20 protein-coding genes are annotated in these 26567 nt (G+C 71.7%); 8 read left to right on the top strand and 12 right to left on the bottom strand.

Annotated elements, in window-relative coordinates:
- Positions 1-47: 47 nt before the first annotated feature.
- The 3 genes from ACYVF7_RS35710 to tkt all read right to left on the bottom strand — a co-directional run bounded on the left by ACYVF7_RS35710 (position 48) and on the right by tkt (position 5003).
- Complete coding sequence (locus tag ACYVF7_RS35710; RefSeq protein ID WP_460349416.1) at positions 48-1529, bottom strand: glucose-6-phosphate isomerase; 1482 nt, start codon at positions 1527-1529, stop codon at positions 48-50.
- A gap of 325 nt (positions 1530-1854) precedes the next feature.
- Positions 1855-2952, bottom strand: coding sequence for a transaldolase (gene tal / locus ACYVF7_RS35705; RefSeq protein WP_460349414.1), 1098 nt, complete (start codon positions 2950-2952; stop codon positions 1855-1857).
- Positions 2953-2960: 8 nt separating this feature from the next.
- Positions 2961-5003 carry a transketolase gene (gene tkt, locus ACYVF7_RS35700; RefSeq protein WP_460358297.1) on the bottom strand — a complete coding sequence of 681 codons (2043 nt, stop codon included), beginning with the start codon at positions 5001-5003 and terminating at the stop codon, positions 2961-2963.
- A 443-nt stretch (positions 5004-5446) separates the two neighbouring features.
- Between tkt and ACYVF7_RS35695 the strand changes: the two genes are divergently transcribed.
- From ACYVF7_RS35695 to ACYVF7_RS35680, 4 genes are read left to right on the top strand one after another with little or no spacing between them, the layout of a single operon-like run.
- The gene (locus tag ACYVF7_RS35695) at positions 5447-6391 is read left to right on the top strand and encodes a heme o synthase (protein WP_460349412.1); all 945 of its coding nucleotides are present in this window, start codon (positions 5447-5449) and stop codon (positions 6389-6391) included.
- A 16-nt stretch (positions 6392-6407) separates the two neighbouring features.
- A complete protein-coding gene (locus ACYVF7_RS35690) occupies positions 6408-7880 on the top strand; it encodes a PrsW family intramembrane metalloprotease (RefSeq protein ID WP_460349410.1) in 1473 nt (490 codons plus the stop codon).
- A 41-nt stretch (positions 7881-7921) separates the two neighbouring features.
- On the top strand, positions 7922-8701 hold the full coding sequence (locus ACYVF7_RS35685; RefSeq protein WP_460349408.1) for a cyclase family protein: 780 nt from the start codon (positions 7922-7924) through the stop codon (positions 8699-8701).
- A gap of 2 nt (positions 8702-8703) precedes the next feature.
- Complete coding sequence (locus tag ACYVF7_RS35680) at positions 8704-9933, top strand: thiamine pyrophosphate-binding protein (RefSeq protein WP_460349406.1); 1230 nt, start codon at positions 8704-8706, stop codon at positions 9931-9933.
- A gap of 143 nt (positions 9934-10076) precedes the next feature.
- On the opposite strand, the gene ACYVF7_RS35675 is transcribed toward ACYVF7_RS35680, so the two are convergent.
- Entirely contained in the window at positions 10077-10544 is a 468-nt protein-coding gene (locus ACYVF7_RS35675; protein WP_460349404.1) for a DUF2871 domain-containing protein, read from the bottom strand.
- Positions 10545-10839: 295 nt separating this feature from the next.
- Here ACYVF7_RS35675 and ACYVF7_RS35670 point away from each other — a divergent pair, with 295 nt between their 5' ends.
- Positions 10840-14127, top strand: coding sequence for a GH92 family glycosyl hydrolase (locus ACYVF7_RS35670; protein WP_460349402.1), 3288 nt, complete (start codon positions 10840-10842; stop codon positions 14125-14127).
- 108 nt (positions 14128-14235) lie between these two features.
- Here ACYVF7_RS35670 and ACYVF7_RS35665 read toward each other — a convergent pair whose 3' ends face one another.
- From ACYVF7_RS35665 to ACYVF7_RS35640, 6 genes are all read right to left on the bottom strand, one after another.
- Positions 14236-15177, bottom strand: coding sequence for a hypothetical protein (locus tag ACYVF7_RS35665; protein ID WP_460349400.1), 942 nt, complete (start codon positions 15175-15177; stop codon positions 14236-14238).
- Between the two features lie 78 nt (positions 15178-15255).
- Positions 15256-16473, bottom strand: coding sequence for a cytochrome P450 (locus ACYVF7_RS35660; protein ID WP_460349398.1), 1218 nt, complete (start codon positions 16471-16473; stop codon positions 15256-15258).
- 23 nt (positions 16474-16496) lie between these two features.
- Positions 16497-18101 (bottom strand): FAD-dependent oxidoreductase, encoded by a 1605-nt coding sequence (locus ACYVF7_RS35655; RefSeq protein ID WP_460349396.1) that lies wholly within the window; start codon positions 18099-18101, stop codon positions 16497-16499.
- Between the two features lie 148 nt (positions 18102-18249).
- Complete coding sequence (locus tag ACYVF7_RS35650; RefSeq protein WP_460349394.1) at positions 18250-18906, bottom strand: response regulator; 657 nt, start codon at positions 18904-18906, stop codon at positions 18250-18252.
- Complete coding sequence (locus tag ACYVF7_RS35645; protein WP_460349392.1) at positions 18903-20033, bottom strand: sensor histidine kinase; 1131 nt, start codon at positions 20031-20033, stop codon at positions 18903-18905. The genes ACYVF7_RS35650 and ACYVF7_RS35645 overlap by 4 nt, the downstream gene beginning before the upstream one ends.
- Positions 20030-21223 carry a sensor histidine kinase gene (locus tag ACYVF7_RS35640; protein WP_460349390.1) on the bottom strand — a complete coding sequence of 398 codons (1194 nt, stop codon included), beginning with the start codon at positions 21221-21223 and terminating at the stop codon, positions 20030-20032. The genes ACYVF7_RS35645 and ACYVF7_RS35640 overlap by 4 nt, the downstream gene beginning before the upstream one ends.
- Positions 21224-21357: 134 nt before the next feature.
- On the opposite strand from ACYVF7_RS35640, the gene ACYVF7_RS35635 reads away from it, so the two are divergent.
- From ACYVF7_RS35635 to ACYVF7_RS35625, 3 genes are read left to right on the top strand one after another with little or no spacing between them, the layout of a single operon-like run.
- A complete protein-coding gene (locus tag ACYVF7_RS35635) occupies positions 21358-22269 on the top strand; it encodes an ABC transporter ATP-binding protein (protein ID WP_460349388.1) in 912 nt (303 codons plus the stop codon).
- Complete coding sequence (locus tag ACYVF7_RS35630) at positions 22266-23117, top strand: tautomerase family protein (RefSeq protein ID WP_460349386.1); 852 nt, start codon at positions 22266-22268, stop codon at positions 23115-23117. Before ACYVF7_RS35635 ends, ACYVF7_RS35630 begins: the two co-directional genes overlap by 4 nt.
- A 3-nt stretch (positions 23118-23120) precedes the next feature.
- Positions 23121-24209 (top strand): glycosyltransferase family 4 protein, encoded by a 1089-nt coding sequence (locus ACYVF7_RS35625; RefSeq protein WP_460349384.1) that lies wholly within the window; start codon positions 23121-23123, stop codon positions 24207-24209.
- A gap of 69 nt (positions 24210-24278) precedes the next feature.
- Here ACYVF7_RS35625 and ACYVF7_RS35620 read toward each other — a convergent pair whose 3' ends face one another.
- Together ACYVF7_RS35620 and ACYVF7_RS35615 are read right to left on the bottom strand one after the other, a co-directional pair.
- Entirely contained in the window at positions 24279-25556 is a 1278-nt protein-coding gene (locus ACYVF7_RS35620) for a dihydrolipoamide acetyltransferase family protein (protein ID WP_460349382.1), read from the bottom strand.
- Between the two features lie 8 nt (positions 25557-25564).
- The gene (locus tag ACYVF7_RS35615) at positions 25565-26560 is read right to left on the bottom strand and encodes an alpha-ketoacid dehydrogenase subunit beta (RefSeq protein WP_360879027.1); all 996 of its coding nucleotides are present in this window, start codon (positions 26558-26560) and stop codon (positions 25565-25567) included.
- Positions 26561-26567 lie beyond the last annotated feature (7 nt).

The raw sequence follows: 26567 nt of genomic DNA, 5'->3' as shown, positions 1-26567 counted from the left end.
AGGCGGAGAACCCGGACAGAAACCAGGATGGCATGCTCGGCTCTCCCTCAGTCGCCTAGGGCGGTCTCCAATTCGGCGAGACCCGCCGCGCGGTCCCGCAGGTGCAGCCGCACGGCCGGACGGCCCCGGGAGCGCAGCGCGCGTAGATCACCGAATGCCTGGGCGAGTTGCAGCGCCTTCAGTCCGTACGGCCGGCCGGGCACCTCGACGTCCCGTTCGACCGCGCCGGTGATCTGGAGGACCAGCCCGCCCGGAGGGCCGTCCTTGTGGACCTGGCCGGTGGAGTGGAGGGCCGCCGAGCCCCAGCCGAAGCCGACCGGGACGTCGCGGCGCCGCCGGCCGAGCAGCGGACGCAGCCGAGCGGCGGCGGCGTCCCCGACGCGGTCCAGGTGGGCGATCACCGCGAGGTGCCCGCGGTCGGGGACCGCGCGGAGCACCGCGTCGAGGGCGCTCCGCAGGTCCTTGGCCCCGTGGAGCAGCTCCGCGGGGCCGTGCACCTCGACGGCGCCGTCCACCAGCGCCGGCTCGCCGGCGATGAGCGTGGGGGCGGCACCGTCCTCGGAACCGCGCAGCAGCGCCGAGACCGCGCTCTGGGACTCGCGCAGCGCGGGCTCGTCGAACGGGTCGACGCCGATGATCCGGGCGGCCACGGCCATGGCGTACGCCCACAGCGGGAACTGCGCGCCGAGCGGGCCGGACACCGCGAGGCCGGTGCCGCCGACCCGGTCGCCCAGGGCGAGGAGCCACCGGTCCTCGGCGGATGCCGGCGCGTCCACGTCCTCGACGACGATCGGCACGACGCCCTTGCCGTCCTTGCCCGTCGCCGCCGCGGTCAGCTGCTCGACCCAGCCGGCCAGCCCGGGAAGGCCGGAGCCGTTGTCGGCGATGATCAGTTTGTCGCGGCCGTGCGCGGCGGCCGCGCCCAGCGCCGCGCCGAGCGTCAGGCCCGGATTGTCGTACGGCACGCGAAGAGCGGGCCGGAGGGCGGCGGCCTCGTCGAGCAGCCGCGCGACGTCGGCTCCGGACAGCGCGGCCGGGAGCAGCGCGGACGCCGACAGTGCCCCGAACCGGCCGGTCGTCTCCGGGTCGGACAGGACCACCCGGTAGCCGGTCTCCTTCGCCCAGGACTCCATCGGCGAGCCCGGGTCGGTGACCACGACGATCCGCTCGGCCGGATCGGCGCCCGCCGCGCGGAAGGCCCCCTCGAAGACACGGCGCAGGGCGTCGGTCTCCACCGTGCGACCGCTCTTGCTCGCCACGACCAGGACCGTACGGTCCGGCCGGTCGTCGAGCGCCCGGCGCACCTCGTGCGGATCGACCGTGTCGAGCACCGTCAGGTCGGCGCCCTGCCCGCGTGCGATCACCTCGGCGGCGCGTGCCGAACCGCCCATCCCGGCCAGCACGACCCGGTCGAGGCCGGCGAACAGGTCCACCAGCTCGGACAGCTCGGGAAGCAGGCGGCGGGACGTCTCCGGCGCGTCGACCCAGCCGAGCCGGCGGCCGCCCGGCCCGCCGCGTCCGCGCCCCACAGGCTGGCGTTCTTGGCCATGAGCGCCGTGGGCACGCCGTCGTAGGTCAGCCGCCCCAGGGCCTTGTCCGTGTGCTCGACGGCATCGCCCCCGACGGTCACGGACACACGTCCGGCGGTCACTCGCAAGGTCACGGCGTCTCCCGGCCCGATCCATTCGCCACGCCCTGCGAGCGGACCCCGCCGGACGTGGGGTGTCGTTCGTTTCTCACGTCCGGACCGGGCATACCCCGTCCGGCGCGTGTCACTCACCGTACATGGACGATCCCGAAACGCGCCCGGCCGGCTCCGTCGCGCGACGGTCACCGGCCGGGCGGGGCTCCAGATCAGGCCTTGTCGCGCAGCTCGCTCTTGATGCTGTCGAGCAGCTCGGTCCAGGACGCCTCGAACTTCTCGACGCCCTCCTCCTCGAGGACCCGGACGACGTCGTCGTAGTCCACACCGGCCTCCTTGAGGGCGGCCATGTGGGCACGGGCGTCGTCGTAGAAGGACCGCACCCGGTCACCGCGGATGTCCGCGTGGTCGGCGACGGCGTCGAGGGTCGGCTCCGGCATGGTGTTCACGGTGTCCGGGGCGACGAGCTCGTCCACGTACATCGTGTCGGAGTACTCCGGGTTCTTGACCCCGGTCGACGCCCACAGGGGCCGCTGGACGCGCGCGCCCGCGTCCTTGAGCGCCTTCCACCGGTCGGTGCCGAACTTCTCCTCGTACAGCGCGTACGCGAGGCGGGCGTTGGCGATGCCCGCCTTGCCGGCCAGCTCCGTGTGGCCGAGCTTGTCGAGGCGCTTGTCGATCTCGGTGTCGACGCGGCTGACGAAGAACGACGCCACCGACGCGATCTTCGACAGGTCGTGGCCGTTGGCCCGCGCCTTCTCCAGGCCCTCGAAGAACGCGTCGATGACTTGGCCGTACCGCTCCAGCGAGAAGATCAGCGTGACGTTGACGCTGATGCCGTGCGCCAGCGTCTCGGTGATCGCCGGCAGGCCGGCGAGCGTCGCCGGGATCTTGATGAAGACGTTCGGCCGGTCGACCATCCACCACAGCGCCTTGGCCTCGGCCGTGGTCTTCTCGGTCTCGTGCGCCAGCCGCGGGTCGACCTCGATCGACACGCGGCCGTCGAGGCCCTCGGTGCGGTCGTAGACCGGGCGCAGCACGTCGGCGGCCCAGCGGATGTCGTGCGTCGTGATGGCCCGGGAGGCCTCCTCGACGTCGACGCCCCGGACGGACAGCTCGCGTACCTGCTCGTCGTACGCCGAGCCCTTGCTCAGCGCCTTGGAGAAGATCGTCGGGTTGGAGGTCACGCCGACGACGTGCTTCTCGCGGATCAGTGCCTCGAGGTTGCCCGTGCTGAGGCGCTCCCGGCTGATGTCGTCCAGCCAGATCGACACGCCCTCGTCCGAGAGCTTCTTCAGGATGTCACTCATGTCTCTCCTCAGTTACCGGTCGTTTCACCACGCCCGCCGATGCCCGCCTTGATCAGGCTGGACCCGGCCGCGGCGACGACGCGGTCGGCGGTGAAGCCGAACTGCTGGAAAAGGGTCTTGTAGTCAGAGGAGGCGCCGAAGTGCTCCAGGCTGACCGTCTCGCCGTAGTCGCCGACGAACGCCCGCCAGCCGAGGCCGATCCCCGCCTCGACCGAGACGCGGGCCCGGACGGAAGTCGGCAGGACGTGGTTGCGGTAGGCCTCGTCCTGGCTCAGGAACCACTCGACGCAGGGCATCGAGACCACCCGGGTCGGCGTGCCCTTGGCCTCCAGGATCTCGCGTGCCTCCACGGCGATCTCGACCTCGCTGCCGGTCGCGATCAGGATGACGTGCGGCTGGCAGTCGGACGCCTCCGCGAGGATGTAGCCCCCCTTGGCGACGCCCTCGGCGCTCGCCAGCTCGCCGCGGTCGAACACCGGCAGCTTCTGCCGGCTCAGGCAGAGGCCGGCGGGCCGGTCCGTGTGCTCGAGGATCGTGCGCCAGGCGACGACGGTCTCGTTCGCGTCGGCCGGCCGGACGATGTCAAGCCCGGGGATGGCGCGCAGTGCCCACAGGTGCTCGACCGGCTGGTGCGTCGGGCCGTCCTCGCCCAGGCCGATCGAGTCGTGCGTCCACACGTACGTCACCGGCAGCTTCATCAGCGCCGCGAGGCGCACGGCGGGGCGCATGTAGTCGCTGAAGACCAGGAACGTGCCGCCGTAGGGCCGGGTGCCGCCGTGCAGGGCGATTCCGTTGAGGATGGAGCCCATGGCGTGCTCGCGGATGCCGAAGTGCAACGTGCGGCCGTAGCGGTTGCCGGGCCAGTCCTTGGTCTGGAACTCCTCGGGGATGAAGGACGGCTCGCCCTTCATCGTGGTGAGGTTGCTCTCCGCCAGGTCGGCGGAGCCGCCCCACAGCTCGGGGAGGACCGGGCCGATCGCGGACAGGATCTCGCCGGAGGCCGCGCGGGTGGCGAGCTGCTTGCCGTTCTCGAACTCCGGCAGCTTGGCCGTCCAGCCGTCCGGCAGCCGCCGGGCGGAGATCCGGTCGAACTCGGCGGCCCGCTCGGGATCGGCGGAGCGCCAGGCCGCGAACTTCTGGTCCCATTCGGCGTGCAGCGCCCGGCCCCGCGTGATGACCTCACGCGAGTGGGCGAGCACCTCCTTGGGCACGTCGAAGGACACGTCCGGGTCCAGGCCGAGGATCCGCTTGGTCGCCGCGACCTCCTCCTCGCCGAGCGCCGCGCCGTGGGCCTTGCCGGTGTTCTTCTTGTTCGGCGCCGGCCAGCCGATGATCGTGCGGAGCGCGATGAACGACGGGCGGTCGGTCTCGGCCTTCGCGGCCTCCAAGGCCTGGGCCAGAGCCTCGACGTTCTCGTGGTAGTCGCCGTCGGTGGTCCAGTCGACCCGCTGCACGTGCCAGCCGTAGGCCCGGTATCGCGCGTCCACGTCCTCCGACAGCGCGATCGCGGTGTCGTCCTCGATCGAGATGTGGTTGTCGTCGTAGATGACGGTGAGATTGCCGAGGCGCTGGTGTGCGGCGAGGGCGCTGGCCTCGTGGCTGATGCCCTCCTCGATGTCGCCGTCGGAGGCGATGGCCCAGATGGAGTGGTCGAACAGGCTCTTCCCGGGCGCGGTGTCAGGGTCGAAGAGCCCCCGCTCCCGGCGCGCGGCCATCGCCATGCCGACGGCGTTGCCCAGGCCCTGGCCCAGCGGCCCCGTCGTCGTCTCGACGCCCGGAGTGTGGCCGTGCTCCGGGTGTCCGGGAGTCTGGCTGCCCCACTTGCGAAGCGCCTTCAGGTCGTCCAGCGACAACCCGTACCCCGACAGGAAAAGCTGAATGTAGAGCGTCAGGCTGGAATGGCCGGCGGAGAGGACGAACCGGTCCCGGCCCGGCCACTTCGGGTCGGTCGGGTCGTGGCGCAGGAACCGCTGGAACAACAGGTAGGCGGCCGGAGCGAGGCTCATGGCCGTGCCAGGGTGGCCCGAGCCGGCCTCCTCGACGGCGTCCATGGCCAGCGCGCGGATGACGTCCACGGCCCGCCGGTCCAGGTCGGTCCATTCGAATGAGTTATCAGAATGCGTACTCACGAGACGCTCCAGGCTCCTCTCGACTACGTGTCAGTGTCCCCGCGACCCGTCCCCAGCCGAAAAGAGCCCGTGACCAGGCCACTGCCGGGGCCCGAAGTGAGCCTATCGCTCACGTCGCCACCGCCTTGACAGGTGTTCCTCTATCGTCAACGCCGCGACCCTCGTACGGCATTTCCCGAAGACGCCGGGCTTAACCCGTTGTGCCGCGCCCACCCCGGTGACGGGGTGCGCGGGGACCGGCATTACAGTGATTGCGCGGTCCAGCCCATAGGGCGATGGCCCGATCATGAGCCGACTCGCGGCAAGGAAACCCGAGGATCAGAGACAGTGTCCCTTAACGTCGTGAACGCGCAGGTGAACATCCGGTGACGGTGGTCATCAACCGTCCGGCGAGGACTCCCGCGCCGCCCACGCCCGGCCGTCGACCGTTCGGCGCACTGGTCCGTGCCTACGTGGCGCTGACCAAGCCGCGCATCATCGAGCTCCTGCTCATCACGACGATTCCGGTGATGTTCCTCGCGGCCGGCGGCCTGCCGCCGCTGTGGCCCGTCATCGCCACCCTCGTCGGCGGCATGCTCTCGGCGGGCGGCGCCAACGTGCTGAACTGCTACATCGACCGCGACATCGACGCGAAGATGCGCCGCACCCGCCGCCGGCCGCTGCCGATGGTGCAGGTCACGCCGAAGGAGACCCTGGTCTTCGGGATCGCGCTCTCCGTCGCCTCCACCGTGTTCCTCGCGCTGGCCGTGAACCCGCTGTCCGCCGGGCTGTCGGTGTTCGCGATCCTGTTCTACGTCTTCGTCTACTCGCTGGTGCTCAAGCGGCGCACGAAGCAGAACGTCGTGTGGGGCGGGATCGCCGGGTGCATGCCGGTCATGATCGGCTGGTCCGCCCTCACGAACAGCGTGTCATGGACCCCGGTCGTGCTGTTCCTCGTGGTGTTCTTCTGGACGCCGCCGCACACCTGGACGCTGGCCATGCGCTACCGCGAGGACTACGCGGCCGCCGAGGTGCCCATGCTGCCGGTCGTGGCCACCGAGCGGCGGGTCGCCGTCGAGGTGATCGTCTACACGTGGGTGACCGTGGCGTGCTCACTGGCGCTGTGGCCGATCGCCCACACGACGATCTTCTACCCGATCGCCGCGGCCGTCCTCGGCGTCGCCTGCCTCGTCGAGGCGTACCGGCTGCTCGGCCGGGTCCGCGCGGGCATCACCGGCGCCGTGCTCAAGCCGATGCGCTACTTCCACCTCTCGAACGCGTACCTCGCACTGCTCTTCCTGGCGGTCGCGATCGACCCGCTGCTGCACTGACGGTTAACCTCCCGGCATGGCGCGTGTTGATCCCAAGGCGATCCTCGAAGGTCGCATGCCCGGCCGGGCACCCGTCGGCCTGATCATCGGTCTGGTCGTCTCGTCGGTCTGCGCGATCGTCGTCCTGGGCCTGGACGCGCTCAACGGGGCGCCGTTCATCGTCGGGTTCGTCCTGGCGATCCTCCCGGTGCCCCTGCTGATCTCGCTGGTCCTCACCCTCGACCGGCTCGAACCCGAGCCGTGGCGCGCGCTGCTGTTCGCGTTCATGTGGGGTGCCGGCGTCGCCGTGCTCGGCGCGCTGATCCTCAACACCGCCGGGTACGAGCTGCTGACCAAGCCGGTGTTCGGCGAGCGGGGCGAGCTCGTCACCGCCTCCGTCGGCGCGCCCCTGGTGGAGGAGTCACTGAAGGGTGCCGTGCTCTTCGGCTTCCTGTGGTTCCGCCGCAACGAGCTGGACGGTCTGACCGACGGCATCATCTACGCCGCCATGGTCGCCCTCGGGTTCGCGATGATGGAGAACGTCGGGTACTACATCCGGGCGTTCCACCAGCACAACCTCGAGGCCGTCTTCATCATGCGCGGGGTGATCTCCCCGTTCGGGCATCCGCTGTTCACCTCGATGACCGGCCTCGGCGTCGCCTACGCCGCCCTGCACCGCGGCGCCGCCCGCGTCGTGGCGCCCGTCGTCGGGCTTTGCGCGGCCATGCTCTTGCACGGCGCCTGGAACTTCTCCACCGCCTTCGGCCTCCAGGGCCTGATGATCGCCTACGGCATCGACTTCCTGATCCTCATCGGACTGATCGTCACCATCCGGTGGGAGCGCCGCCAGACCGTCAAGCTGATCCAGCGGCACCTGCCGATGTACGCCGGAACCGGCCTGGTCACGCCGCAGGACGTCAACATGCTCGGCAACCTCAAACTGCGCCGGCGCGCCCGCCAGTGGGCCCGCATGGCCGGCGGCGCGCGGGCGGCGCGCGCGATGGCCGACTACCAGCTCGCCGCGACCGAGCTGGCGTTGCTGCACCAGCGCGCCGAGCGGAACGTCGCCGAGCCGACCTGGTTCTACCGCCGCCGGCAGGACCTGCTGAACCTCATGCACCTGGCCCGCCAGGCGTTCCAGGGCCGGCAGACGCGGCCGCTCGTGCCACCGTGGGCCGGACGCGGCCAGTCCGGGTTCCTCCAGCCGGGCCCGTCGTACGGCCCGCCGCCGCCCGGCCCGTTCTCGGCCCCGGGCCCGTACAATCCGCCAGGCCCGTACAATCCGCCGGGCCCGTCGTACGGCCCGCCGCCCCCCGGCCCGTTCGCGGCGCCGGGTCCGTACCCCCCGCCGGGTCCCTTCATGGAGCCCCAGGACACGCCGCCGTCCGGTCCGCCCGAACCGCACGACACGCCGCCGTCCGGTCCGTCCGGGCCGCGGGACACACCGGGCCCGTACGGTGGCCCGGGAACGCCGGGCGATGAGCCACCGGGGCCGCGGCGCCCGATCTGATCCTGGTCCGTCGCCGGTCCCCACCCCATCAGGAGATCGCCATGACGCTGCTCGCCGACCTGATGTCCGCTCTGCACACCGATCGGCTCGAAGTCGTGGATCTCACGGCCCCGCTGTCCGCGAGCACGCCGGTGCTGCGGCTGCCGGAGCCGTTCGCCAACACCGTGAACTTCCGGCTCGAGGAGATCAGCCGCTACGACCAGCGGGGTCCGCGCTGGTACTGGAACGACATCCACACCGGTGAGCACGTCGGAACCCATGTGGACGCACCGAACCACTGGCTGTCCGGCAGGGACGGGCACAGCGTCGACCAGATCCCGCTGCGTACGCTGATCGCGCCCGCGGTCGTGCTGGACGTCTCCGACCGGGTGGCCGAGAATCCCGACTTCGTGCTGACGATCGAGGACGTTCGGGCCTGGGAGGAGGAACACGGACCGCTGCCCGACGGCGGGTGGCTGCTCTATCGCACCGGGTGGGACACGCGCTCGGCCGATCAGGACGACTTCCTCAACGCCGGCGACGGCACGTCGCACACCCCCGGTGTGTCGCCGGAATGCGCGCAGTGGCTGGCCGAGCAGACCCCGATCGCCGGGTTCGGCGTGGAGACCGTGGGAACCGACGCCGGGCGGGCGGCCGAGTTCGACCCGATCTTCCCCTGCCACGACCGGCTGCTCGGGGCGGGTAAATGCGGGTTGACTCAGTTGCAGAACCTGGCACGGCTGCCCGCGACCGGCGCGCTGCTGGTCGTGTCGCCGCTGCCGATCGTCGGCGGCTCCGGAAGCCCCGCCCGGGTGTACGCGTTCGTGGAAAGGACGGCCTGAGGGTGCGTGTCGCGGAACTCGTCGGGAAGGTACTGGCCCAGCTCGGCGCCGGCCCGGTGTTCGGCGTCGTGGGCAGCGGCAATTTCCACGTCACCAACGCGCTGCGGGCGCACGGCGTCGAGTTCTTCGCGACCCGGCACGAAGGCGGGGCGGCCACCGCGGCCGACGCGTTCGCCAGGATGAGCGGCCGGGTCGCGGTGGTGTCCACGCATCAGGGCTGCGGGCTGAGCAACGCCATGACGGGCATCGGCGAGGCGGCGAAGAGCCGTACCCCGCTGCTCGTGGTGACCGGGGACACTCCGGGTTCGGACCTGTTGTCCAATTTCCGGATCGACCAGGACGCGCTGGTCCGTTCGGTGGGGGCCGTGGCGGAGCGGGTGTACAGCCCGGACACGGCGGTGGCCGACACCGTGCGGGCCTTCCGGAGCGCACTGCACCAGCGCCGCACCGTGGTGCTCAACCTGCCACTGGACGTGCAGGCGATGGAGGTGCCGGATCCGCCGTCCGAGGTGCCGGCGGTCGGGTCGGCGCCCACGTTCCGCGCGGATTCCGACGCCGTCCGCGGGCTGGCCGATCTCCTCGCCGATGCCTCGCGCCCGGTCTTCGTGGCGGGCCGGGGCGCCCGGGCGGCGGCCGCGGAGATTCGGGCACTGGCCGACTCCTGTGGCGCGCTCCTGGCCACTTCCGCGGTGGCGAACGGGCTGTTCCACGACGATCCGTGGTCCTTGGGCATCTCGGGCGGGTTCTCCTCGCCGTTGACGGCCGAACTGATCGGCGGCGCCGACCTCGTCGTCGGCTGGGGATGCGCGCTGAACATGTGGACCACGAGGCACGGCAGGCTCATCGGCGCCCGGGCCAGGCTCGCGCAGGTGGGGCTGCCCGTTGCGGCGCTCGGCGACGGCGGCTTCCACATGGGCGTCTCGGAACTGGAGACCGCGGTACGGCTCGGCCTGCCCCTGGTCGTGATCGTCTACAACGACGCGGCCTACGGTGCCGAGGTCCACCACTTCGGCGCGCAGGCCGACCTCGGAACGGTCCGTTTTCCCTGCACGGACATTGCCGCGATCGCGCGTGGCTTCGGCTGCACCGGGGTCACGGTGCGCACGGTCGACGATCTTGTTCCGGTCCGGACCTGGCTCGACGGCCCGCGGGAGAGCCCGCTGGTGATCGACGCCAGAATCGCCGAGGACGGCGGTTCCTGGTGGCTGGCCGAGGCCTTCCACCGGCACTAGACCCTAGTAGCTGGGCGGGGTGACGCTGGCGAGACCGGCTGACCAGAAGGCGGCCGGACCGCAGGGGCCGGGACCGTACGGTCAGGAGCCTCCGGGCCCGTACGGTCCGGGTCCGGGCCGCCCGCTTTAGGCGTCGGCGCGGTTCAGCCGTCGGCGAGCGGCTCGGCCGGGGCGACGCCGCGCGCCGCGCCGCGGTCCGCGAGCTCCCGCCGGGCGGGGATGCGCTTGCCGAGGGCGATGAAGAACAGGATCAGGCCCATGGTCAGCAGGATGTGCCCCAGCCCGGCGACGAGGGCGATGGCGTCGTTGCTCTCGTGCCCGAGGACGGTCAGTGTCCCGTGGAGCGTCATCATGGCGACGGTCACCGCGAGACCGGCGTTGTAGATCCAGAAGAACCAGCCGAACAGTTTGCCCGTGCTCAGGGCGAACTGCTTCTCCAGCATCAGGACGATGAGGAAGAACAGCATCCCGAGCGCGAGCACGTGGGTGTGCACCAGACCGAGCTGCGAGTCCCCGGTGAAGTGCTTGATCTTGGTGACCTCGCGGTAGTAGAAACCGCTCACGAGTCCGATGATCATGTACAGGTGAGCGGCGTTATAGATCTTCTTCACGGTTCCTGGCCTCAGGGTTGGTGCTCGACTTCAAGGTGACCCAACCCTTCCGTGGCGCTCGACCGCCATCAACGACGGAATCGGTAACGTCCGTTGACTCATCGCTAATCGATCGCGGTGCGGCGATCGCGATCCCCATGAAACCGGCGTGACTCGGGAACATCGGTGTGGCCGGTATTGCCCATTGACTGTGGAGTGACACAGATCAACAATGCCGGTAACCGTGACAACGTTGTCATGACTCTGCGATGGTCCTCCGCCAGCGCACCCTGTGACCTCACCCAGAGGAGCAGCCGTGTTCAGACGCTCGCGTGCCCGATTGGCAGGCCTCGCCGGCCTCGCCCTGACCTCCCTGGCCCTACCGGCCCTCCCAGCCCACGCGGCAGCCCCCGACCTCGCCTCCTACGTCAATCCGTTCGTCGGCACCCAGGACGGCGGGCCCGACTTCGGGCACGGTGGCGGCGCCGGGATGAACTTCCCCGGCGCCGTCACTCCGTTCGGGATGATGCAGTGGAGTCCCGACACCGTCCGCAACTCCGGCGGCGGCTACAAGTACGAGGACAACCGCCTGCGCGGCTTCAGCATGACCCACATCTCCGGGCCCGGCTGCACGGGCGCGCAGGACTTCCCGGTCATCCCGTTCTCCGGGCCGGTCACGACGTCGCCCGCCACCCACGGCACCGACTACGTCCAGACCTTCAAGCACGAGAACGAGCAGGCGTCGCCAGGGTCGTACGCCGTGACGCTGGACTCCGGCGTGAAGACCGAGCTGACCGCGTCGCAGCGGGCCGGTGTCGCGCGGTTCACCTTCCCCACCGACAAGGTGGGCACGCTGCTGCTCAACGTGACCGGGTCGATCAACGGCGTGGACGACGCCGAGGCCACGGTCAAGGGCAACACCGTGTCCGGCTGGGCCAAGACGGGCGGGTTCTGCGGCGCGGACACCAAGTACTACGTGTACTTCACCGCGACCTTCGACCGGCCCTTCCAGACGTACGGCACGTGGAAGAACGACTCGGTGGAGCCGGGTGAGGACGCCGTGCGCGGCAGCGCCCCGGCGAAGGTCCCCCAGCAGACGCAGAAGACCTTCGGGCGGTTGAACAACGGCCCCGAGGGCCGGCCGATGCCGCAGCGCTCCCCGCAGGCCCTCGCCCGTGACGTCACCGTCAAGGGCCCGGGATCGGGCGTCTACCTGCAGTTCGACACCAGCAAGGCCAAGCCGGTGCAGATGCGCGCCGCGGTGTCGTACGTGAGCATCGACGGCGCGACGCAGAACCTCAAGAAGGAGATCGGCGGGCGGGGCTTCGACTCCGTGCGCGACGCCGCGCACGCCGCGTGGGACAGGCGCCTCGGCCAGATCAAGATCGGCGGCGGCACCGACGATCAGCTGCGGACCTTCTACACCGCGCTCTACCACGCGATGCTCCAGCCGTACATCTTCGACGACGTCGACGGCACCTACACCGGGTTCGACTACCGCACCCACAAGGTAAAGAAGGGCCACCACCAGTACGCGACGTTCTCCGGCTGGGACATCTACCGCAGCGAGGCGCAGCTCATCGCGCTGCTGGCGCCCGACGTGGGCGCCGACATCGCCCAGTCGATGTACAACGACGCGCACTCGGTCGGGGACGTGTGGGACCGCTGGTCGCACCAGAACACGATCACCGGCGTCATGAACGGCGACCCGTACCACTCGATCGTGTCGACGATGTACGCCTTCGGCGCCCGCGACTTCGACGCGAACGGCGCGCTGGCCGCCATGGTCAAGGGCGCGAACCGGGTCGGGGAGGACAAGAACACCAGCTACACCGAGCGGCCCGGAAACGCCGACTACCTCAGGCTCGGCTACGTGCCCGCCGACCCGGCGACCACCCTGGAGTACGGCATCGCCGACTTCGGCATCGCCCAGCTCGCCCAGCGCCTGGGGGACAACAGCACCTACCAGGACTTCATGAAGCGGGCGCACGGCTGGGAGACCATCTACAACCCGCAGAACGACTGGATCCAGCCGCGCTTCGCGGACGGCTCCTTCCTCACGCCGTTCGACCCGGCCGACTCGAACTGGTACGTCGAGGGCAACGGCTCGCAGTACCACTGGATGGTCTACGACGACGTCGCCGGCCTGTTCAACGCGATGGGCGGCCGGGACCAGGCGGCCAAGCGGCTCGACACCTTCTTCACCAAGCTCAACGCCGGCTCGCACGAGCCGTACGCCTACCTGGGCAACGAGCCGTCGCTGCAGTCCCCGTGGCTGTACGCCTGGGCCGGGCAGCCGTACAAGACGCAGGACGTCGTGGCGCGGGCCCGCAAGGAACTGTTCAAGCCGACGCCGGGCGGCCTGGTCGGCAACGACGACCTCGGCACGATGTCGGCGTGGCGGGTGTTCGCCGGGCTCGGCATGTACCCGGCGATCCCGGGCCGCGCCGAGATGGTCCTCAACAGCCCGGAGTTCCCGCAGATCACGGTCACGCGGTCCAGCGGCCAGAAGATCACCATCAACGCGCCGGGGGCGTCCGACACCGACAAGTACGTGCAGTCGCTGAAGGTCGGCGGCAAGGCGACCAGCCGCGCCTGGCTGCCCGAGTCGTTCGTCGCCTCCGGCGGGAGGCTCGACTACACCCTCGGGGCCCAGCCGAACACCACCTTCGGCAGCGACCCGAAGGACGCCCCGCCATCGTTCGGCACCGGCGCCCGCCCGTTCCTGTCGGCGACCACGCCGGGCACCGCGTCCGTCGAGCCGGGCGGCTCCGTGGAGGCGACCCTCCGCGTGCAGGCCGTCGGCACGGGCGACACCGTCACCTGGACCGCCAAGCCGCCGGCGGGCATCACCGTCACGCCGTCCTCCGGCACGCTGAAGGTCCCCGACGCCGGCCACGCCGACCAGAAGGTGACCGTCTCGGTGGCCGCCGACCAGAAGCTGGACTACTACTCGGTGCCGATCGAGCTGACCGCCTCCGGGCAGTCGGTGGGCACCACCGGCATCTCGCTCAACGTCGCCAAGCGCGGCACGATCGAGTGGTACCAGAACAACGCCGGTATCTCCGACGACGGCAAGCAGGGCAACGCCAACTTCGACGGCGGCGGGTGGAGCTACTCCGCGCAGGCGCTGGCCGCGGCGGGCCTCAAGCCCGGTCAGCCGGTGACCTGGAACGGCTTCACCTTCGCCTGGCCGAACCGCACGCCGGGGCAGCTCGACAACGTCCAGGCGAACGGCCAGGTCGTCGACCTGGCCGACGCCCCGAAGGGCGCGTCGAAGCTGGCGTTCCTCGGCTCGGCGGGCAACGGTAACGCCCCGTCGACGGTGACGATCACCTACACCGACGGGTCGACGGCGACGGGCAAGCTGGAGTTCAGCGACTGGGCGCTCGGCGCCGACGCCTACCCGCCGAAGTACGGCAACGAGATCGTCGCCAAGACCCCCTACCGCAACGGGTCCGACGGCAACCAGCAGAAGCTCAACATCTACGTGTTCGGCGCCACGCCGATCGCGCTCGACGCGAGCAAGCAGGTCAAGAGCCTCACGCTGAACGCCCCGTCGGGCGGAGCGTCGCTGCACGTCTTCGCCTGGTCCTTCTCCTGAGCGGGCCCCGGTGAGCCCGGCTCACCGGGCCTCCTGACCCCTGCTGCCCCGGTGCGTCCACGCACCGGGGCAGCGTCCTCGAGAAGCACGGCGCCGCGGTGATCTTCGTCAGGCGGGGATGGGGCGGTGTTCGCCCAGGCGGATCGGGCGGCCGGTCGTGTCGAGCACCACCCGGCCGCCGACCGGGCCGGTCAGAGTGACGTCCAGCGTGCGCGCCGTCTCGATCTGGGGGCAGTCGCCGGTGTGCCCGGTCAGCGTGGTCCCGACGACGATCGCGTGCGCGGACTCGTAGGCCACGCCGCGGACGGTTCCCACCCCGCATGCTCCGCTGGGCGTGGGAACCGTCACGCGCAGCCGCCGGGGGTCGCCGGGGACCGCGTCGAGCCCGTACACGGGAGTGCCCCCGGCGATGGTCGAGGGCGTCGGAAGCGCGCCGACGGTCTCCGGCCGGACCGCCACCCGGACGACCGGGCTCTTCAGCTTCGGGACGGTGAACCACCAGGCGGGGACCTGCGCGACGCCTCGGCTGGTGTGCAGGGACACCGGCCCGAGCCGGGCGCCCGTCACCGTGAGGTCGCATTCGGGGCACGGCACGGCGGACGCGCCCGCCGCGCCGTCCGCCGGCGTGGCTCCCGGGCTCGACGTGCTCGGGACCGTCCGGGTCATCGTCCCGCGGTCCAACGCCGCGTACGCCTCCCGGGCGCTGGACAGCGGGAGGGCGAGCGTCCGGCCGTCGGGCCAGCGGATCGTGCCGCGTCGTGGCGCGTTCTCGGGCAGCCGGCCGCTGAGCCGGTAGGCGCCGATGCGGTACGCGAGCCGGGTGGTGTCGGTGAAGCCGGGGTCGCGCGGAAGGAGCGTGAGCTCCTCGAGGGGCACGAAGCCTGAGGTCCACGCCGTCGGCTTGCCCACGGCCTCCCACGCCGCGATCGCCTGTGCAGCACGCCGCCTGAAGTCGTCGTTCGCGGGCCCCGGCCCGCGTGCGGTCCGCTGACCGCAGGCGGTGAGGATCAGCGCGAGTCCGGCGGCGACGGCGATCAGACGAGAGCGCATGACGGCCTTTCGGCGGAGGACGAGCCTGTTAGACGCATCCCCGCCACGGGCGGTTCCAGATCCCGTGCGCCGAGCGGATCAGCCGGCGACGCCATCGATGTCGACGAGGAGGTGGCGGGGTCCTCTCAGGCCCGCGCTGGGCCGGTACGGCGGCGGATCGGTGACGAGGCGGGGGTTCCGCAGCCGTTTCGCCAGCTCGCTCAGCGCGATCTGCGCCTCCAGCCTGGCCAGCGGAGCGCCGAAGCAGTAGTGGATCCCGGCGCCGAACCCGAGGTGCTCGTTGTACCGGCGGTCCGGGATGAAGCGGTCGGGTTCCGGCACGTGCTCCGGGTCGCGGCTTCCCGCCGCCAGCGCCAGGGCGATGGGCGCGCCCTTGGGGATCGTGGTCCCGGCGATGTCGATGTCCTCCAGGGCGACCCGCGAGGCGATGAACTGCACCGGCGGTTCGTAGCGCAGCAGCTCCTCGACCGTGTAGATCACCAGATCGGGCTCATCGCGCAGCCGGTGGATCAGCTCCGGATGGCGGAGCAGGGTGAGCATCCCGTTCGTGATCAGGTTGACCGTCGTCTCGTGGCCGGCGACCAGCAGCAGTGAGCCCGTGGCCGCGACGTCGTACGGTGACATCGCCCCGTCCGGGCCCTCGTAGGAGATCAGGCCGGAGAGCAGGTCGTCGCCCAGGTTCTTCCGCCGTACCTCGGCGAGCCCGCCGAGGTACCGTCCGAGCTCGAGCTGCGCGTTCTCCCGCCGCTGCTCACGCTCGGCCCGGTCCGACTCCCCGGGGCCGATCGACTCCGCGATGGCGTCGGCCCACACGTGGAACCGCGACTCGTCCTCACGCGGCACTCCGAGGAGCCGGCAGATCACGGTGACCGGGAACGGGTAGGCGATGTCGTCGACGATGTCGATCCGCGTCCGGTCGGCGACGCCGTCGATCAGGCCGCCGACGAGACGGACCAGCTCGGGCCGCATGCTCTCTACCCGGTGCGGCGAATGCGGCGGACCGAAGTGGCGCATCGCCAGACGCCGGAGCCGGTCGTGCTCGGGCGGATCGGTGCTGATGAATCCGGGCAGCCCCGTCGCCTCCTCCTCGGATCCGGCCGGCCGGGCGCGGTTGCGACGGTCGGAGCTGATGCGCGGGTCGTGCAGCAGCGCGACGATCTCCTTGTAGCCACTGACGACGTAGGTGCCGTCCTCCTGCTTCGCCACCGGCGTCTTGCGCAGTTCGGCGTACAGGGAGTACGGGTCGGCGCGGTGGGAGAAGTCGAGGATCTGCTCGAAGACGCTGGACGGTGCCATGGCGGCGCCTCCTCGTGACTCGTTCATCGGTGTATCAAGGTGGCGCGGCGCTCGGCCGGATCGTGTCCGGTCACCATGACGGTGACCTGTGTCGCCTCGAGCCGCTCCGGAACCTCGGCCGGGACCGGCCGTAGCGTCTCCGGCCGGTCCGTGGCGGGAAACTCGGGCGGGAAGGGCGCGGCCCGCTCGATCAGGCCCTGGTAGAACTCCAGCCACATGGCGCGGTCGAACGTGACCGCGGCGGTGATACGCCCCCGGTAGCCGTAGACGGCGACGAACCTGCGCTCCTCCGGGGAGCCGTGCGCGATGACCACCTCGTCGGCGAAGGTCGGCACGCCGACGGACTTGATGCTGGTCCCGAACTGATTGGACCAGAACACCGGCAGCGACAGGTGCGGCCAGCGGTGCGCCTGGTCGCTGAGCATGTTGTGCGCGGCGATCTCGGCCTGGGCGACCGCGTTGCCCCAGTGCTCGAGCGTCATGAACTGGAAGTTGTAGACCGGGTGGGGGAAGCGCGCGACGTCGCCCGCGACGAAGACGTCGTCGGTGACCAGACCGTTGATGTCGACGGCGCGGCAGCCCGCGTCGCAGGCCACCCCCCACACGCCGGCGGCCAGCCCTGAGTCGCGCAGCCACTCGACGTTGCGGATCGCCCCGAGCGCGACGACCGCGACGTCGGCTTCGACCGTGTCGCCGTCGGAGAGCCGCGCGGCGCGGAACCGGCCGTCCGCGTCTCCCTCCAGGGCCTCCACCGTGACGCCGCACCTCAGGTCCACGCCGTGCGCGCGCTGCATGTCGGCCGCGACATCGCCGATCACGCCGCCCAGCGCGCCGACGAGCGGCGCCCGGCCGCGTTCGACGACGGTCACCGGGAGGTCCAGATCCCGGCAGACCGACGCGACCTCCGAGCCGGTGAACCCCGCGCCGATCACCAGCACCCGGCGTGGGCGTGCGGCGAGGCGCTCCCGGAGCCGGGACGACTCCTCGATCGTGCGCAGCGGGAGGACCCCGTCCAGCGCGGCCTCCTCCGGGTTGAACCACGGCCGGGCGCGCGCACCCGTCGCGATCAGCAGCCGGTCAAAGCCGACCTCCCGGCCGTCGGCGAGCCGCACCGTCTTGGCGGCCAGGTCGAGTCCGGCGGCGGCGACGCCGGGCAGCCATTCGGCGTCGACCTCGCGCAGGCGGGGGAGGAGGGTGTGATCCGCGGGCACCCGGCCGGTCAGCACCTGTTTGGACAGGGGCGGCCGGTCGTACGGCTCGTACGGCTCGTCCCCGATCAGGGTCAGCGAGCCGGTGAAGCCGTCGCGGCGGAGCACGCCCGCGGCCCGTGCCCCGGCCAGCGAGGCGCCGACGATCACGATCCGGCCGGTCTTCCGGAATCCGTCACCGACCGGCGGGGAGACGACCGCGCCCGTCCGCATTCCCCGGTGCTGGGTCGCCATCTGGTCGAGGTGGATGGCCTGAACCGGGCAGGCCGCCGCCGCGCGGAGGACGTGCTCGCGCTGCGCCTCGTCCGCGTCGGTGTCGTACAGCAGCGCTTCGTCACCGTTCATGGCGAACACGTCCGGCGCGAGAAACGCGCACTGGCCGTACCCCTGGCATCGTGTGAGATCGACGATCACCCGCACGGCGCACTCCCCCCTGTCGTGCGCGACCGCCAGGCGAACCCGGCCCCACACGGGCGCGGCGGCCTTCCCCCGTTGTCCGTCCGAGACCTACCCCCCGTTCCGGCCGTTCAGACAGGCCACGGGCCCGGAGCCGGGGCGGCGGGGGCCGTCACCGGGAGGGCGCGACCAGGCCGGTCTCGTAGGCGATGATCACCAGCTGGACCCGGTCGCGGGCGTCCAGCTTGGTGAACAGCCGTGTCACGTAGGTCTTGACGGTGGCGATGCTGATGACCAGCTCGGCGGCGATCTCGGAGTTCGACAGGCCGCGCCCGACGAGGGTCAGCACCTCGTGCTCCCGTTCGGTGATGCCGTCGAGCGTGCGCCGCCCGGGAACGGGCCCCGGGCGGCCGGCGAACTCCTCGATCAGGCGGCGCGTGACCTTCGGCGCGATCAGGCCGTCCCCGGCGGCGACGACGCGGATCGCGGCGAGGATGTCGTCCAGCGCCATGTCCTTGACGAGGAACCCGGCCGCGCCGGCGCGCAGCGCGCCGTACACGTAGTCGTCATCGTCGAACGTGGTGAGGACGACGACGTGCGTCGAGCCCGAACCGGCCGTGATCTGCCGGGTGGCCTCGATGCCGTCCATGCCGGGCATCCGGATGTCCATCACGACGACGTCCGGCTCGAGGCTCTGGGTCACCTCCACCGCCTCGGCACCGGTTCCGGCCTCGCCGACGACCTCGATGTCGGGGGCGTCGGTGATGACCATCTGCAGGGCGGTGCGCACCAGCGGCTGGTCGTCGGCGAGAACAACGCGGACGCTCATTTCACTCCTGTCGGTAGGGGGAGGCGGGCCGTCACGCGGAAGCCGCCTTCGGGGCGTGGTCCGGCGGTGAAGTCACCGTGCAGGAGGGTGACGCGTTCGCGCATGCCGACCAGTCCGTAGCCGGTGCCGGGGGCGGCGCCGTGGCCGCGCCCGCCGTCGGCGACGTCGATGGTCAGGTCCTCGTCCTGGTAGTCGATGGACACGGTGCAGGACCGGGTGTCGGCGTGCCGTACGACGTTGGTGACGGCCTCCTGGATGATCCGGAACGCCGACAGGTCGACGTCCGGGGGGAGCGGGCGGCGTTCTCCGTGCCATCGGACGTCGACGTGGACGCCGGCGGCCGTGGTGGCCTCGGCGAGCCGGTCGACGTCCGCCAGGCCGGGCATCTCGTGCAGCGGTGCGGCCTCTGCTTCCGCCTGGCGGAGTGCGCCGAGCATCCGGCGCAGCCCGGACAGCGTCTCCCGGCTCGCGGTCTCGACCTCGCCGAGCGCCTCGCGGGCTCGGGTGGGTTGCGTGTCGATGACCCGCTTGGCCGCGCCGGCCTGCAGGGCGACGATGCCGATGGTGTGCGCGACCATGTCGTGCAGTTCGCGCGCGATCCGGAGCCGTTCGGCGGTGACGGCGTCGGCCACCGCGCGCGAACGCAGCGCCGCCGCGTGCTCGCGGCGCTCGCGGAGCAGCCTGCCGGCCATAAAGGCCGTGGCGATGGCCAAGACGGCGATCTCGACGGTGGTCAGGAGGTCCTGCCCACTTGAGAAGCCGGCGATGGCGAGCAACTGCACGACGAGGGACAGCAGGACGGCGACGGTCGAGACCCGCGAGGCCCGGGTGGCGACGATGAACGCCACGGCCAGGTCCACCGCCAGAAACGATAGAAACGGGGATCGAGTCTGATACTCAGGCCCGGCGAACGCGACGACGAAGACGCAGCCGAGGAGCATCATGGCCAGCGCGAGGAGCGGGATCCGCCGGAGCACGCCGATCAGCAGGCTCATCGACAGCATCGCCGCGAGGGCCTGGGAAGGGCTGTAGAACGGTCCGCTGCCCGACCCGGCCACCTGCGACCAGGCGAGCGCGACCGGGAACAGGACGGCCCCACCCCAGCCTGCGATCCCCCGAATCCTCATGCGACACCTGTCGGTAGGGGGAGGCGGGCCGTCACGCGGAAGCCGCCTTCGGGGTGTGGTCCGGCGGAGAAGTCACCGTGCAGCAGGGTGACGCGTTCGCGCATGCCGACCAGGCCGTAGCCGGTGCCGGGGGCGGCGCCGTGGCCGCGCCCGCCGTCGGCGACGTCGATGGTCAGGTCCTCGTCCTGGTAGTCGATGGAGACGGTGCAGGATCGGGTGCCGGCGTGGCGCACCACGTTGGTGACGGCCTCCTGGATGATCCGGAACGCCGACAAGTCGATCTCCGGCGGGAGCGGGCGGGGTTCTCCCCGCCATCGCACGTCGACCCGGACACCGGCGGCCGTGGTGGCCTCCGCCAGCCGATCGAGGTCCGCCAGACCGGGAAGATCGTGCAGCGGCGCCGCCTCCGATTCCGCCTGCCGGAGCCCGCCGAGCATCCGGCGCAGCCCGGACAGCGTCTCCCGGCTCGAAGTCTCCACCGCCTTCAAGGCGTCGCGTGCCCGGGTGGGCTGGGTGTCGATGACTCTCCGCGCCGCGCCGGCCTGCAGGGCGACGATGCCGATGTTGTGGGCCACCGCGTCGTGCAGCTCGCGGGCGATGCGGAGCCGCTCGGTGGTCACCGCCTGCGTGGCGGCCTGGGCGCGCATGTCCTCGGCGTGCTCTCGCGCCTGGTGGGTCGAGTTGCCGATGAGCCAGGCGATGGCGGCGGTCATCGCCACGGCCAGCTCCGTCGACGTCTGGATGGTCCACCCGCACAGGAGCCGGAAGGCCAGGTACCCGGCCAGTGTGGCGAAGACCAGACCGGCCGCGGCGCGCGACGTCCGGCGTCGCCCGGTGGCCGCGATGAACCACAGGGCGACGTCGACGGAGAGGAACTGCGGCACCGGGATCGCGCCGACGCTCAGCGGGAGTGTCCCGAGGACGGAGCCGGCGAGCAACAGGACGAGTGCCGTGAGCGGCCGCCGCCGCAGCAGGCCGCTGCCGATCAGCGTGAGCGCGGTGGCCACCACCAGCATCGCCCGGCCGTCCCATCGGTAGAAGAGGACCCCGGCCTGGACCGGGGGCAGGCCCTCTCCGGGCAGCCGCACGCGGATGAGGAACGTGAACACCGTGCCGGCGCACCAGGCCGCGGCCGTCCACACGCCTGGCGGAACGCGCCTGAGCAGGGGAGAAGAGGGCACGGCGGACATGCCCGAATCGTAATGGCGTGATCTCCATGGCCGCATCGGACCACGGGTGTACGACCACGGTCGGTACGCGGGCCACGGGAATGCCGACGACGGCTCGATGTGCGGAGAGCCGGGCCCGCGACACCGTTGGCCGCGTGATCGAAGTGAGCGGACTGACGAAACGCTATGGCCCCAAGACGGCGGTCAACGGCCTGACCTTCACGGTGCGTCCCGGACATGTCACCGGGTTCCTCGGACCCAACGGCGCGGGCAAGAGCACCACGCTGCGGATGATCCTCGGGCTGAACGAGCCGACCAGCGGAACGGCCACCGTCGCCGGCCGCCCGTTCCGCGGCCGCCCGCGCGGGCTCCGGCACGTCGGGGCGCTGCTCGACGCCCAGGACGTGCACGGCGGCCGCACCGCGTACGCGCACCTGTCCGCGCTGGCCCGCGGCAACCGGATCCCGCGAACCCGGGTGGACGAGGTGCTGCGGGAGGTGGGCCTGACCGAGGTGGCGCGCCGCCGCATCGGGGGCTTCTCCCTCGGCATGAGGCAGCGGCTCGGCATCGCCACGGCCCTGCTCGGCGACCCGCCCGTTCTGCTGTTCGACGAACCGATCAACGGCCTGGACCCCGAAGGGGTGCGGTGGGTCCGCGGCCTGTTCCGGCGGCTGGCCGCCGAGGGCCGGACCGTGTTCGTGTCGAGCCACCTCATGAGCGAGATGGAGCACACCGCCGACCATCTCATCGTCATCGGCCGCGGCGAACTGATCGCCGACGAGAGCCTGGCGGAGTTCGCGGCCCGCGGCACACCCCAGAGCGTGACCGTGCGCACCCCCGACGCGTCCTCGCTGACGGCCGTCCTGGCCGCCGAGGGCGCGTCCGTCCGGCCGGACGACGATCGGGCGCTGACGGTCACCGGCCTGAGCGCCACCCGCATCGGCGAACTCGCCTTCCAGCACCGGATCATGCTCCACGAACTCGCCCCCCGCACCGCGTCGCTGGAGGAGGCGTTCATGGAACTCACCGCCGACAGCGTCGAATACCTCGCCGGAGACGCCCGATGACCGCACCGACCACCACCATTCGCCCCGACGCCGCCGAGCCCCAGGCCCGGTTCCGCGACCTCCTCGCCGCGGAGTGGACCAAGCTCTGGTCGCTCCGCTCGACCTACTGGACCCTGCTCCTCAGCGGACTGGCCATCATCGGGCTGAACGTGAACGCCGCCGTCGCCGACTACCACAACTGGCCGCACTACGGCGCCGACATCCGCGCGATCTTCGTTCCGATCTGGGCGATGCGGGACGGCTTCTCGCAGCCCGCCGGCATGGTCCTCATGCTCGCGGCCGGGAGCGTCGGCGCGATCACCATCACCGGCGAGTACGGAACCGGGCTGATCCGCACCACCTTCGCGGCCGTGCCGGCCCGCCGTTCGCTGGTGACGGCGAAGCTGATCGACGTGACGGTGGTCATGCTCGGCTACGGGACGGTCGTCGCCGGCGCTTCTTTCTGGGCGACCCAGGCCATCCTGTCGGGCCACCACGTCGGCCTCTCGATCGGCTACCCCGGAGCGTTCCAGGCGGTCGCGGCGTCGGCGGTGCTCGCGCCGGTCTGCGCGCTCATCGGGATGGGCATCGGCGCGATCGTCCGGCACAGCGCGGCGACGATGGTCATCACCACGGCGGTACTCCTGCTGCTCCCGTTGTGCTTCACCGACCACTACCGCTGGACCGCCGACATCAAGCACGCGCTGCCCGCCAGTGCCTGGGACCGGCTGATCGACGTCGGTTACGGGCGCTTCGGCTTCACGGTGCATCGTCCGACGACGACCGTCGAGGCGTGGATCGCGCTGGCCCTGTGGGCGCTCACCGCGGCGGCCGTCGCCATCACCGTCGTCCACCGTCGCGACGTGTGACCCATGGGTGCCACGCTGATCGTCACCAACGACTTCCCGCCCCGGCTGGGCGGCATCGAGACGTTCGTCCACGAGCTGGCGCGCCGGTTCCCACCCGGCGAGGTCGTGGTCTACACGTCGCGTGAACCGCACGGCGACCGGTTCGACGCGGGGCTGCCGTTCCCGGTCGTACGGGACCGGGCCCGTACGCTGCTGCCGACGCGGGAGGCGGCCGCGACGGCGGTGGCGCTGGCGAAGGGGTACGGGTGCGACCGGGTGTGGTTCGGCGCGGCCGCGCCGCTGGGCCTGCTCGCCGGCCGGCTCGGCCTGCCGTCGGTCGCCACCACGCACGGCCACGAGATCTGGTGGGCGTCGTTGCCGGGGTCGCGGCAGCTGCTGCGCCGCATCGGTGACCAGGTCGGCACCGTCACGTACCTGACCGGATACACGAGGCGGCGGATCGCCCGCGCGTTCGGCCCCCGGACGCGCACGACCCGGCTGGTGCCCGGCGTGGACACCTCGGTTTTCCGCCCGGACGCCGGCGGCGCGGCGGTCCGGGAGCGGTACGGCCTGGGGGACCGGCCCGTCATCCTGAGCGTGTCGCGTCTGGTGCCGCGCAAGGGCCAGGACCGCCTGATCGGCGCGCTGCCGCTCGTGCGGCGCGCCGTGCCGGGCGCGACGCTGCTGATCGTCGGGGCGGGGCCGTACGAGGACCGGCTGCGCCGCCTCGCCGGGGACGGGGTGGTGTTCGCGGGCGGGCACCCGCACCACGACCTCCCGCCCTTCTATGCCGCCGCGGACGCCTTCGCGATGCCGTGCCGGAGCCGGCTGTCGGGTCTGGAGGTCGAGGGGCTCGGGATCGTCTTCCTGGAGGCGGCCGCCGCCGGCCTGCCGGTGCTCGCCGGGGACTCCGGCGGTGCCCCGGACGCCGTACGCGACGGGGAGACCGGGCACGTCGTCGACGGCCGGTCGGTGCCGGCCATCGCCGACCGCCTCATCGAGCTGCTGACCGATCCGGGCACGATGGGGGAGAAGGGCCGCGCGTGGGTCCGCGCGGAGTGGAGCTGGGACCGCTCCTACGAGCGCCTCCGCGACCTGCTGGAGCGCGCGTGAGGTCGTGAGCCCGAAGCCGAAGGCGCCCTCCCACGACCGGCGTGGAAGGGCGCCCTAGGCGTGAGCGGCTCAGGCGACGATGCGGAGCGGGTTCTCCAGCAGCTCGGCCAGCTCGCCGAGGAACTTCGCGCCGGTCGCGCCGTCGCAGGCCCGGTGGTCGACGGACAGCGTGAGCGTCAGCCGGTCACGGGCGGTGAACTCGCCGTCGTCGCCGACCACGACGTCCTTGCGGGTCGCGCCGACGGCGAGGATGCCCGCCTCCGGCGGGTTGATGACGGCGGTGAAGGCGTCGACGCCGAACATCCCGAGGTTGCTGACGGTGAACGTCCCTCCGGACATCTCCTGCGGGGTGAGCCGCTGCTCGCGCGCCCGCCCGGCCAGCTCCCGGGTCTCCTCGCCGATCTGCGACACGCTCTTGCGGTCCGCGTCGCGGATCACCGGGACGACGAGGCCGTCCTCCAGCGCGACGGCCACGCCGACGTTCACCCGCTTGTGCACGAGGAGGGCGTCCTCGGTGAACGAGACGTTCAGCACCGGGTTGGCGCGCAGGGCCGTGGCGCACGCCTTGACGATGAGGTCGTTGACGCTGACCTTGGCCGGGTCGAGGGCCTGGTTCAGCGTCTTGCGGAAAGCGAGCAGCGCGCCGACGTCGACGATCCGTGTCAGGTAGAAGTGCGGCGTCGTCTGCATGCTCTCGGTGAGCCGGCGGGCCGTGACCTTCCGGATCCGGCTCAGCGGCAGCCGCTCGACGTCCGGGTCCTCGGCCACCACGGGCGAGGCGGGGGAGGGCACCTGCGGCGCGGGCGCGGGCGCGGTCGGGGCGTTCTTCAGGGCGGCTTCGATGTCGGCGCGGACGATCCGGCCGCCGGGGCCGGAGCCGGTCAGCGTCGCCAGGTCGACGTCGTTCTCCCGCGCGAGCCGGCGGGCGAGCGGGGAGGACGGCGGGCGCGACCGCGTGCCGCCGGCCGGTACGGTCTCGACGGCCTGCGCCGGTACGGGCGCGGGTGCGGTCGGTGCCGCCGCCACGGTCGCCGCCGGGGCGGCGGCCTGGCCGGTCGTGGCGGAGGCCGCCTCGGCGGCGGGCGCCTGCCGCGCGGCGGGGACGGTCTCGCCCTCGGCGACGAGGGTGGCGATGGGCTTGCCGATGGCGACGGTCTCGCCCTCGGCGGCCAGGATCTCGCCGAGCACCCCGTCCTCGTACGCCTCGTACTCCATGAGGGCCTTGTCGGTCTCGATGTCGACGAGGGAGTCCCCGGCGCTCACCTTGTCGCCTGGCTTCTTGTGCCAGGCGCTGATGACGCCTTCCTCCATGGTGTCGGACAGGCGGGGCATGAGAATGTCGGACATGGATCTTCCTAACGGCCGGTCGCGCGGACGGTGTCGCGGACGGCGGTGACGAGCGATTCGGCCGACGGCAGGGCGGCCAGTTCGAGCGGCTTGGAATAGGGCAGCGGCACCTCGGCCATGGCGACCCGGCGGACCGGCGCGTCGAGCCAGTCGAACGCGCCCTCCTGGATCGTCGCGGCGATCTCGGCGCCGATGCCGTACGTCAGCCAGTCGTCCTCGGCGACGACGGCGCAGCCGGTGCGGCGGACCGACTCGACGACGGTCTCCCGGTCGAGCGGGCGCAGGCTGCGCAGGTCGACGATCTCGGCGTTGATGCCGTCGGTGGCGAGCTTCTCGGCGGCCTCGGCCGCGACGTGCGCCATCCGTGAGTACGCGATGATCGTCACGTCCGTGCCCGGCCGGGTCACGGCGGCGCGGCCGATCTCGGCGGGCTCGAGGTCCTCGAGGTTCTCGGGCACCTCGCCGCGCGTGTTGTACAGCGCGAGGTTCTCCAGGAACAGCACCGGGTCGTTGTCGCGGATCGCCGCCCGCAGCATCGCCGACGCCTCGGCGGGCGTGCTGGGAGCGAGGACCTTCAGGCCCGGGATGAAGGAGTAGAACAGCTCGACGTTCTGCGAGTGGGTGGCCCCGAGCTGCTGCCCGCCGCCACCGGGCGTGCGGATCACCATCGGGACGCTGCACTGCCCGCCGAACATGCCGTAGATCTTCGCCGCGTGGTTGACGATCTGGTCGAGCGCCAGCAGCGAGAAGTTGATCGTCATGATCTCGACGACGGGGCGCAGGCCGAGCATCGCCGCGCCGATCGCGGCGCCGACGAAGCCCTCCTCGGCGATCGGGGTGTCGCGGACGCGCTTCGGCCCGAACTCCTTGAGCAGCCCCTCGGTGATCTTGTACGAGCCCTCGAAGACGCCGATCTCCTCGCCCATGACGAAGACGTTCTCGTCGCGCAGCATCTCGTCGCGCAGGGTGTCCCGGAGGGCCTGGCGGTAGGTCATGGTCGCCATGTGGATT

The sequence above is a fragment of the Actinoallomurus acanthiterrae genome (assembly GCF_054775715.1).
Note: the sequence above shows the minus strand (reverse complement) of the source record. Positions and strands in the feature narration are given on the sequence as shown.